General features: G+C 46.5%; 6 protein-coding genes. 3 read left to right on the forward strand and 3 right to left on the reverse strand.

The features are described 5' to 3' along the window. The first annotated feature begins 121 nt into the window (after nucleotides 1–121). Both B5J93_RS08210 and B5J93_RS08215 read left to right on the forward strand, forming a co-directional pair. Nucleotides 122–478 carry a hypothetical protein gene (locus tag B5J93_RS08210; protein ID WP_079325952.1) on the forward strand — a complete coding sequence of 119 codons (357 nt, stop codon included), beginning with the start codon at nucleotides 122–124 and terminating at the stop codon, nucleotides 476–478. Nucleotides 479–789: 311 nt separating this feature from the next. Next, on the forward strand, nucleotides 790–1,440 hold the full coding sequence (locus tag B5J93_RS08215) for a DNA-3-methyladenine glycosylase family protein (RefSeq protein WP_079325953.1): 651 nt from the start codon (nucleotides 790–792) through the stop codon (nucleotides 1,438–1,440). A 481-nt stretch (nucleotides 1,441–1,921) separates the two neighbouring features. On the opposite strand, the gene B5J93_RS08220 is transcribed toward B5J93_RS08215, so the two are convergent. The 3 genes from B5J93_RS08220 to purL form a co-directional block, all read right to left on the reverse strand. Then, complete coding sequence (locus tag B5J93_RS08220) at nucleotides 1,922–4,540, reverse strand: LysM peptidoglycan-binding domain-containing protein (RefSeq protein WP_079325954.1); 2,619 nt, start codon at nucleotides 4,538–4,540, stop codon at nucleotides 1,922–1,924. A 162-nt stretch (nucleotides 4,541–4,702) separates the two neighbouring features. Further along, a complete protein-coding gene (locus B5J93_RS08225; RefSeq protein ID WP_115236951.1) occupies nucleotides 4,703–5,278 on the reverse strand; it encodes a nuclear transport factor 2 family protein in 576 nt (191 codons plus the stop codon). Nucleotides 5,279–5,496: 218 nt separating this feature from the next. Beyond that, on the reverse strand, nucleotides 5,497–9,423 hold the full coding sequence (gene purL, locus B5J93_RS08230; RefSeq protein ID WP_079325957.1) for a phosphoribosylformylglycinamidine synthase: 3,927 nt from the start codon (nucleotides 9,421–9,423) through the stop codon (nucleotides 5,497–5,499). Between the two features lie 267 nt (nucleotides 9,424–9,690). Here purL and B5J93_RS08235 point away from each other — a divergent pair, with 267 nt between their 5' ends. Continuing rightward, nucleotides 9,691–10,359, forward strand: a complete 669-nt coding sequence (locus B5J93_RS08235) for a FixH family protein (protein WP_079325955.1) — start codon at nucleotides 9,691–9,693, stop codon at nucleotides 10,357–10,359. Nucleotides 10,360–10,374: the final 15 nt, after the last annotated feature.

Consider the following 10,374-nt stretch of genomic DNA (forward strand, 5'->3'; position numbering starts at 1 on the left):
GGGTTCGGTTGGTATATCTGATAAATAAAGATTTGTGAAATTACTTTTATTCATATAAGATATATTAAGGGGAATTTATCCTAATTTAACAGATAAATTTATCATACAGTTAAGGCTTATCATGACGCACAACAAACAAACCATGGATTTCGCACAATCTTATCAATATTTGGTAAGTTTACCAAAATATGCCTCTTGCCTTGTGTTATTTTTATTAGGAATTGCAAGAGCTGTTAAATTAGTGGAAGTCAATCACAATCGGGCGTATTTTGCGGGATTGGTTGGCATTTGCTTGGCTATTTTTCTTGTGTCTATCGCTTATGGTAAAAAATGGATGACATCTTATTTGGTCAAACAACAGTTTTCATTAGAAAAATTAAACAAATATGAAACGCTTGCCAATTATGTGCGTAAGCTTGCCTTATTAAGCATATTGATATATTGGGGTTTGTATTTTTATCAATTTTATCGTTATTAACTTTGCTGATAAATGGAGATATCCACTCTTTTAATATAAGGTTGGTAAATGATATTTACAAATCATGGGTAAATTATCCAAAACATCCAAGCCATCCAAAACTTTTAACTTGACTTTAATTTAACTTATTTAGCATTTAAATACACCCAAGAAACTTTAAAATTACTACAAATACAATGATGTGTGGACGTAGGGGCGTGCTGAGCACGCCTTGTATAGTAATATCATCAAAGGGTGTGCTCAGCACACCCCTACAAACCCGTGGTAAATATCAAGTTGGTTGGGTGTAACACACTTCTAAGGCGAATAAAATGCCCCAAACTTTCCAATACGACAATTCCCATACCGATTATTTAGCCAGTCGTTGCCCCAAAATGGCAATGGCGATTGACAAAATCGGACACATTGACCGCCCTGTCAATCCCGATATTTTTAGTGAGCTGATACGGGCAATCATCGGTCAACAGATTTCTAACTCCGCCGCTCACACCGTGTGGCAACGCTTAACAAATTTGACCAACATCACACCGAACGCCCTTGTCAACTTATCGGCTGATGACTTACAGGGCATTGGTATATCGTATCGTAAGGTGGGTTACATTCAGGGCATTGCGTGCGATATTTTGGACAATCAGCTTGATTTGGATAGCCTGCACACGATGAGCGATGATGAGATAAAACAGGTGCTTGTTGCCTTTAAAGGTGTGGGCGAATGGACGGCACAAATGCTGATGATTTTTAGTCTAAATCGTATGGACGTGTTAAGTCAGCATGATTTGGCGATTGTGCGTGGGCTTAGAATGCTGTATCGTCATCGTGAAATCACACCAAAACTGTTTGCCAAATATCAAAGACGATTTGCCCCCTATAATTCGGTGGCAAGTCTGTATCTGTGGGCGATTGCAGGTGGGGCATTGGGTTTGAGCGACCCGAAACCTACCCTTAAAAAAGCCAAATCTTAATTGCCATCATCAGCCCAATTTGTGACAATGTACACTTGCAACATGAAAAAATACTACGTTCTCTGTTCATGGCAAGTCTGCCAAACCATAACGAAAAATGACCTTTCTACAAGCTCAGGGTGAATGATTTTTGTCGTAAAACTTAGGGCGCGCCTGCCCTTTATAACACTATTTACAATATAGAAATATTTTAGAAAAAAACTAATCGTTTTTGCATGAAAAATGGCTATCCAACCACTTAATTTTTAAAATTAAGTTAAAATCTTAAGATTTATCAGATTAAGTAGTCGGATGTTTTTCATAATAAAAACTTGGCTGATAGAAAACTCACAGCCTTTGTTTTTTCCTTTCAAAACGTGCGATTTTTCTCCTTTTTTATTGCAAACACAAAAGGCAGGCACGCCCTAATTTTGTTAGCTGTAACTCCTTTGACAACATAAAACCCCATCTTAATTTTAAGATGGGGTTTTGTTTGGGCTGATTATTTATTTGGCACTGTCAAGGTTTGATTGATTTTTAGCTGTGCGTCAGTGCTGAGATTATTCATCTTGGCAAGCTCTGCCACACTGATGCCAAATTTTTTCGCCACAGAGTTAAGACTGTCGCCTGACTTGACTTTATAAGTATCGGTCAATTTTGGCACTTTAATGGTCTGCCCTCGTTGTAGCTGGGCATTGGCAGGCAGTTTATTAGTCGCTGCCAAATCCCGTGCTGACACACCATATCTACTGGCAAGGGCGTTTAAACTCTCGCCTGCTTTTACCGTATAATTTTCGGTAGATTTGATGACATTGCCACGAGCGGTGTTGTCGGAGTTGTCATTGCGACTGGCTTTATCATCATTCTTAGTTGTCTGACGAGCAACCTTTACTGTGCCTGCCGCAGGAATGGTAATGGTTCTGCCACGAATGAGTCCTGCTGTTCTTGACAAGTTATTGGCAGTGGCAAGCTCATCAACGCTAATGCCATATTTATTTGCCACCGATGTTAGGCTGTCGCCTGATTGGACGGTGTATTTCACCGATTGGTTGTTCAGCTTGCGTTCCACTTGGGCATTGGTGGCAGGTACTTTTATCGTCTGCCCTGTGATAAGTGGCGAGTTGGCATTAAAGCTGTTTAATGCAGCGATGTCAGCATTGCTCACGCCCAGTTTTTTGGCAATAGCAGTCAACGTATCGCCCGACTGGACTTTATAAGTACTGGTATTGGCACTGTTTGATGAACTGGTGTTACCGCTTGATGAGCTTGTACTACCGCTTGATTTGACTGGCGTACCTGATACTTTTAGCTTTTGATTAATCAAAATCCCATCGGTGACTGATAAGCCATTGAGTGCTGCTAAGTCCTGCACGCTCATGTTGTATTTTCTTGCCACAGAAGTAAGGCTCTCACCTGACTGGACGGTGTGCGTACTGGTTTTCACTGTCGGCTTGGCAGTATCTTTGGCAACCGTGCTGACTTTACCAGGGATAAGCCATAGGCGTTGTCCTGTCTTCACTTGCGTGTTCGCAGGAATGCCATTATAGCTTGCCAACTGGCTGACACTTAGCCCGTGAGCTGCCGCAATGCCTGTCAATGTATCACCCGCCACGACTTTATAACGCTCTGCCTTGGCGGTTGTGGTGGGAGCTGCTGAGACAGGTGGGGTATATGTGTTATTTGGTGGTGCTACCGCAGGTGTGCCTGCACCTGCTGGGGCGTTATAGCTTAGGCTTTTTGTCTCGCCACGAGCTTCTAATACAGATTGCTGGGTTTGGATGGCATTTAGTTCGATGTTACCATCAAGGGCAATCGGCTGAATGTTCTCCGCACTATTGGCTTGAATCTGAGCGGCAATAAAGTCACGCTCTTCTTGGGTAAGTGGCGGTTCTTGGATGATGCTGTTATTCACAGTCACGCCTGCACCCGTGGCTGGTAGGGCATTGGCAGAAGCCAACTCTTGACGTGAGCTAGGATTCTGCACACCCATATTCGGCTGTACGTAGCTACTTGCCACGTAGGTGGAAGCACCATAGCCCATGCCTTGCAAGGCTTTTAGCTTTGTATCGGCACTGCTTGGCACGCTATTAGGGATAATCACACGTCCCGGCCCACTGGCATCCACGCTATAATTAATAAGCGATGGGTTGAGCAGTCTTAACTCATCCACTGGCACGCCTGTCACATTTGACACATCATACAGGCTGACACCGAAGTTGACAGGCACAGCTCTAAAATGGCTGTGGTTGGCGATGGCAGGCAGGTACACGCCATAGCTTTGGGGATTTTTGACAATTTGAGCAACCGCCATAAAGCGTGGCACGTAGTTCATCGTCTCAGTGGGTAGGCGTAGCGACCAATAATCGGTTGGCAGACCTGCATTGCGGTTAGCATCAATGGCTCTTTGAATACGCCCTGGTCCTGCATTATAAGCCGCCAAAGCAAGCTCCCACGAACCGAACTGGTTATACAAACTGGTCAAAAAGTCATACGCCGCTCGGGTCGATTCTATGATATCACGACGACCATCATAAGTGGTGCTTTGGTTGAGACCATAAATACGCCCAGTACTGGGGATAAACTGCCACAAACCTGCCGCCGCCGCATTGGATGTTGCTGATGGGTCGTAGGAGCTTTCAATGATGGGCAGTAGGGCAAGTTCGGTTGGAATGCCACGACGCTCCGCTTCGGTTACGGTATGATGTAAGTAACGGGATGTACGGGCGGTTAGGCGATTGATGTAGTCTTGACGGCTATAAAACCATGATTTTTGGGCTTCAATGCGTCCATTATTTATCTCGCTCATACGATAGCCACGACGCACTCTGTCCCACAGATCGCCATAACGCTGCACGGTCAAGGCATCGCCTTCTACCATGGTCATGTCCGTGGCTTGAAGTAGGTCTTCTAACTCATCTAAGGTTGCTTGGTCAAGCACGCCTGCATAGACATCGGCAGGGGCATTTGGCGTGCTTGGCGTGCTGACAATGGGTGCATTACCTGTGTTTACGTTGGTGTTATTGGTGCTGGCACAAGCAAACAATAATGTCGATGAGACAGCGATGGTCAAGGGTTTAAGACCTGCCATGCCTGCTTTAGAGCCTATGTTAAAAAACGCCATGATAAAATCCTATTAATGATGTGAAATATGCCCGTATTATAATATATCAAGACCCATCAATCAAACCCAAATATGTTAATGAAAAAGGCATGGCATTGCCACACCTCTTTTTTATTTTCAAAAACATGTCATTTTAAAAAACCGTATAATCCACTCCGAAATCTATTCCACAGTAACTTGCGATACCGCTCGTAGTAGCATGGCATTACCGCCGATATAGGACAAAGTTGCCTTAGAATGCGTTCTAAATGTCGTGCGACGACCATCTTTTGTCCAGCTCTCTGTGGTGATGACATTGGCTCGGGCTTGATTGCCCGTGACGACCACATCTGTCACGTTGATGGTGTAACGATAGTCGCTCGCCCCTGCCCATGACTTTTGAAGTAGTTGTAAATATCCATTTTTATCAAGGGTGGTGGTATTGCCTTTGCGGGTCAAGCTGATGACAGCATTATCATCGATAAGCCGTGAGACCATGCCGATATTTTGGGCATTGGCGGCGGTATTTAGACTATTGGCAAAACTTTGTACTGCCGATTCGCTCATGGCGTATGCAGGGGCAGTCATGACCGCTGTCCCCACCAACAGTGCCGAACCAATAACAGGAAGCCATCCACGGCTACGGCGAGCATGACTGATGGACGTGGTGGTATCGCTCTGCGATTTGCCCTGCCCTTTTTTGTGCCATAGGGTCATCATCAGCCCACCGACAGCAACCACTTTAAGAATTTTTTTCATAAATTAACTTTAAAAAATAAATTTAGCATAAGATAACAGCCCTGCCCTAAGCAAACATGGCTAGTTTGTAATATTTTGTTGCAATTTTGGCAAATTCATGGATTGTCCCATTGCCAATAAACCAACAGGACGTGCTGTCTTGATATTTGTCATAAACCATTCCATGAGAAACACCGCCAACATGACGGTGTTTCATTATATCCAAGCCTGTCTAAATCTTAACGCAAAAACGCACGGGCATTACGGAACAGTCGCATCCATGCCCCGTCTTTGTCCCACTCGTTCGGTTTCCATGAATGATTGACCGCACGTAGTGTCCGCTCTGGATGTGGCATCATGAGTGTTACTCGCCCATCATTACTACAAATGCCTGTAATGCCTTGTGGTGAGCCGTTAGGGTTTAGGGGATAATGCTCGGTGGCACGACCTTGGCTGTCTACATAGCGTAAGGCAATCTGACCGCTATTTTCTAACTCAAAAATCGCCTTGTCATCAAGGTTGGCAAAGCCTTCGCCATGTGCCACTGCAATCGGCAAAATACTGTCTTGCATACCCTTTAACAGCACTGATTTGGTACGCTCTACACGCACATTGACGGTGCGAGCCTCAAAACGTGCTGATACGTTGGTGCTAAATCGTGGGAAATGCTCCGCCCCAACCATCAAGCCTTTGAGCTGACTCATCATCTGACAGCCGTTGCACACGCCCAAAGCAAAGGTTTCGGGACGATGGAAAAATCTGGCGAACATCATGGACAACTCTTCGTGGTGTAACACACTATTTGCCCAACCCGAGCCTGCCCCCAACACGTCGCCATAACTAAATCCGCCACAGGCTACTAGCCCATCAACATCACGCAGATTGACACGTCCACTCATAAGGTCGCTCATGTGCAAATCAAGTGCGTCAAAGCCTGCCAGTTTAAAGCCTGCCGCCATCTCCAAATGCCCATTTACGCCCTGTTCACGCAAGATGGCAACTTTAGGTTGGCTGGTGCGAGCATTGACATACGGAGCTTCTACGGCTTGATTTAGGTCGTAATTTGCCTGTGCAATCAGTCCGTGATGGTCGATGTCGTTGATGAGTGCAAACTCTTGGTCGGCACAGACAGGATTATCACGCAAGCGAGCGATGGCGTGACTGACTTTTGTCCACTCATTTTGTAAATCGCTACGCATGAATTCTAAGTCCACAGTGGCTGTCTGTATGCTTAGAATGTCTTGGTCGGCACCGCCAGCAGGGGTTTCAAAGACTTGTCCGATTTCGCTCATCAGCTCTGACACGCCCATACTGTGTGCTAACTCTTCAAAATCAAAAGCGTATTCAGGTAGCACCTGCACCACCGCCCCCAATTCTTCGGCAAACAGCTGTCCTAAGACGTTATCATCATCAAGAGATAGATTAATGGCGACACGGGCAGTGAACTGCATCTCCGCCACGGTGGCAATCAGTCCACCATCAGAGATGTCATGATAGGCACTGATAAAGCCTTGCTTATTGGCACTTTGGATAAACTCAAAAAAACGTCGCAAATCATCGGCACTGTCCACATCAGGACAGTCATCGCCAAGCTGACCTAATGTTTGGGCAAGGATAGAGCCACCTAGACGGAATTTACCTTTTGATAAGTCAATACGATACAGACGACTGTCCGCATTGATAAGCTCAGGTGTTAAAGTTTTGTTGATGTCTTGGACAGGAGCAAAGCCTGTGATGATAAGACTCATGGGCGATACCACCGCCTTGTCCACGCCATCATCTTGCCAGCTAGCACGCATGGACAAGCTGTCCTTACCCACAGGAATGGCAATACCCAAGGCAGGACACAGCTCCTCGCCCACCGCATGCACCGCATCATACAACGCCACATCTTCGCCATCATCACCGCATGCCGCCATCCAGTTGGCAGATAGGGTAATGTCTGATATCTTAGCGATATTGGCACTGGCTAAGTTGGTAACTGCCTCGCCCACCGCTAGGCGTGCTGACGCTTTGGGGTTGATGAGTGCCACAGGCGTACGCTCGCCCATCGCCATCGCTTCGCCCGTATCGGCAAGCAGTCCTGTCATGGTTACCGCACAGTCCGCCACAGGCACTTGATAACGCCCCACATACTGCTCACGCACCACCATGCCCGTGATAGAACGGTCGCCGATACTAATCAAAAATGATTTGCTTGCCACGGTCGGATGTCTTAGCACATCTCGAACAGCACTGGCAATGTCTAGCTCATCGACATTTAGGGTTGTTAGCTGAACATTTTGGCGACGTACCGAACGCTTCATCTTGGGCGTACCACCCAGTAGCACTTGCATGGGCATGTCCACGGGCTGTTCTGGTAGTAGCTCGTCATTGACTTTAAGCTGACGTACATCGGTTGCCACGCCCAGTATGGCAAAAGGACAGCGCTCACGCTCACAAATTTGAGTAAATAACTCCTCGTCCTTAGGGTCAATGGCAAGCACATAGCGTTCTTGGGCTTCATTTGACCAAATTGCCATAGGCGACATGCCACGCTCTAACGATGGCACTTTTCTAAGCTCTAACACCGCCCCAAGCTCATGGTCATCCACCAGCTCTGGCATGGCGTTAGACAACCCGCCTGCCCCCACATCATGAATGGAGACAATGGGGTTATGCTCCGCCCCCATCGCCCAACAGGTATCAATCACCTCTTGGCAACGACGTTCCATCTCGGCATTATCACGCTGTACACTGGCAAAGTCTAGCCCCTCATCTAGACTACCACTGTCCACTGAGCTTGCCGCCCCACCACCTAGACCGATTTGCATGGCAGGGCCCCCAAGCACAATGAGCAAATCACCTTGCTTGATGGCATTTTTTTGCACCAAATCACGCTTGATATTACCATAACCACCGGCAATCATGATCGGCTTATGATAACCACGCATTTGACTGCCGTCCTGCATGGCACTGGTATCAAACTGAAAACTTCTAAAATACCCCGTCAAATTAGGGCGACCAAATTCATTACTAAACGCTGCACTACCGAGCGGAGCGTGAGTCATGATTTCTAAGGCAGATGCCATGCGTTCTGGCTTGCCGTATGCTTTGGTCTGAGCCTCCCATTGTTCGGGCATTTCTGGCAAGTGCAAATGCGACACGCTAAATCCTGCCAAGCCTGCTTTTGGCTTACCGCCACGCCCTGTCGCCCCTTCGTCTCGTACCTCACCACCCGAGCCTGTCGCCGCCCCTGCATAGGGGGCGATGGCGGTTGGGTGATTGTGCGTTTCTACTTTCATCAAGATGTCAACAGGCTCTTCATGAAAGTCATACTCATGCACGCCATCACTATTTTTATTGACATAAAAACGCTTGGCAGTAAAGCCCTCCATGACCGCCGCATTGTCTTTATATGCCGACAAAATACCCTCAGGCGAGGTTTCATGGGTATTTTTAATCATTTTAAATAATGATTTGTCTTGTTTTTTGCCGTCAATCGTCCATTCAGAGTTAAAAATCTTATGACGGCAATGCTCGCTGTTGGCTTGGGCGAACATCATGAGCTCCACATCAGTGGGGTTGCGAGCTAAGATGTTAAAATGTTTGACCAAATAATTCATGTCTTCATCCGACAGGGCAAAGCCAAACTCACGATTTGCCTGCACCAATGCCGAACGCCCCTGCCCCATGATGTCAATGTGCGTGAGGCTGGCAGGTTTGTCATCGCCAAACAGAGCCTTGACCTCGGACAACTCATAGCTTAGACTTTGGGTCATGCGGTCGTGCAGGATATTTTGGGCAACCTGTGGCAATTTGCGTGGTAGCTCGCCATCACCCGTTAGCGTGAACAACATCACACGCTCGACACGCTCAATGTCCACCCCACAGTTTCTAAAAATATCGGTCGCTTTGGATGCCCACGGACTAATCGTGCCAAAACGTGGCGACACCACCACTTGACGTTCGCCCTCGCTTGCCTTATCCTCATCAAACTCCAAGCCGTCATTTAAGAGAATCAACGCTTTTTGGCGTGCATCAGCCGTCAGATAGCTAGGAAAAACATAAATCTGCTGTGACTTGATGGCACGGATGGGTAAATTGGCTTTGGTATTTAGCTCTTTGATGAGAGCGTCTGTCTGAAACTGGGTTAAAAACGGCTTTCCAGCGATGGTCATCATGATGGTCGTTCCCCACAATTTGATGGATAAGATAGAGTGACAAACAATATAAAGCAACAAGCAATTATCAGCACGCTATTTTAACAGATTCTACCCCGATTATGCCAATGCTTTACTGATATTTTTTAAAATATTGGGAGACATTGAACGCTTGTGGTACAATTTGCATTATAGAGATATGTTAGAAACAAAATGCTGTTTCTGCATGGAAATTTTGGCTTTTTTGGACAAAAAATGCTAGAATAAGCCAAATTTTATCCTTATGTCATCATGTCAGCGACCGCCCCAACCCCCAATGCCCCCCAAACCACTGCCAACATCAATGCCAATGTTTGGTATAAAAACTACATGGTCATCGTGTTTGTCATCGGACTGCCACTCATTGTGGTAATTTCTTGTGTTTTCTTTATCGTGCACGCCTTTAAAATCAAAGACTCGCCCGTGCGTGATGATTGGTACATGGACGGCAAAAGCCTCTACCAAGATGCCTCCAAAGATAAGCTCGCCCATGATTTGGGCTTATCAGGGGTTATGCGATTAGACGGCACGCCCGATGATTATGCCGTGCGATTTGAATTAAAATCCGCCCAAGCCATGAGCTATCCTGCCACACTCAATGTCAAAGTCTCACACGCCACCGACAAAGCCAAAGACCGTGATTTTGTGCTGACCTACCAAAGCGACAATCTATATACCGGCAAATTCACCCTTGATCCCCTGCCTGCCAAATACTATCTTGACATCAGCAATGATGACCACAGTACTGCCAAGATAGAAGCTGGTTCATGGCGACTGACCCACAGCCAAAAACTGCCTGCCCAAAACGTGGCGTTTTTGCCTTTGACCGCCTTTGATGATGAGCGTCAAGCCCTGCCCGACCAACGAGACAAACGCCACCAACAGCACACCCCCGACACCATACCACCATTGGCACAATAGACCTCCTGCAAAACC

Origin of the sequence: Moraxella equi (genome assembly GCF_002027555.1) — a bacterium.
Lineage (GTDB): Bacteria > Pseudomonadota > Gammaproteobacteria > Pseudomonadales > Moraxellaceae > Moraxella > Moraxella equi.

Excerpts from the sequence above, each read along its gene's own strand:
- B5J93_RS08210 (WP_079325952.1), top strand. The coding sequence starts at position 122 with ATGACGCACAACAAACAAACCATGGATTTCGCACAATCTTATCAATAT.
- B5J93_RS08215 (WP_079325953.1), top strand. The coding sequence starts at position 790 with ATGCCCCAAACTTTCCAATACGACAATTCCCATACCGATTATTTAGCC.
- B5J93_RS08220 (WP_079325954.1), bottom strand. The coding sequence starts at position 4,540 with ATGGCGTTTTTTAACATAGGCTCTAAAGCAGGCATGGCAGGTCTTAAA.
- B5J93_RS08225 (WP_115236951.1), bottom strand. The coding sequence starts at position 5,278 with ATGAAAAAAATTCTTAAAGTGGTTGCTGTCGGTGGGCTGATGATGACC.
- B5J93_RS08235 (WP_079325955.1), top strand. The coding sequence starts at position 9,691 with ATGTCAGCGACCGCCCCAACCCCCAATGCCCCCCAAACCACTGCCAAC.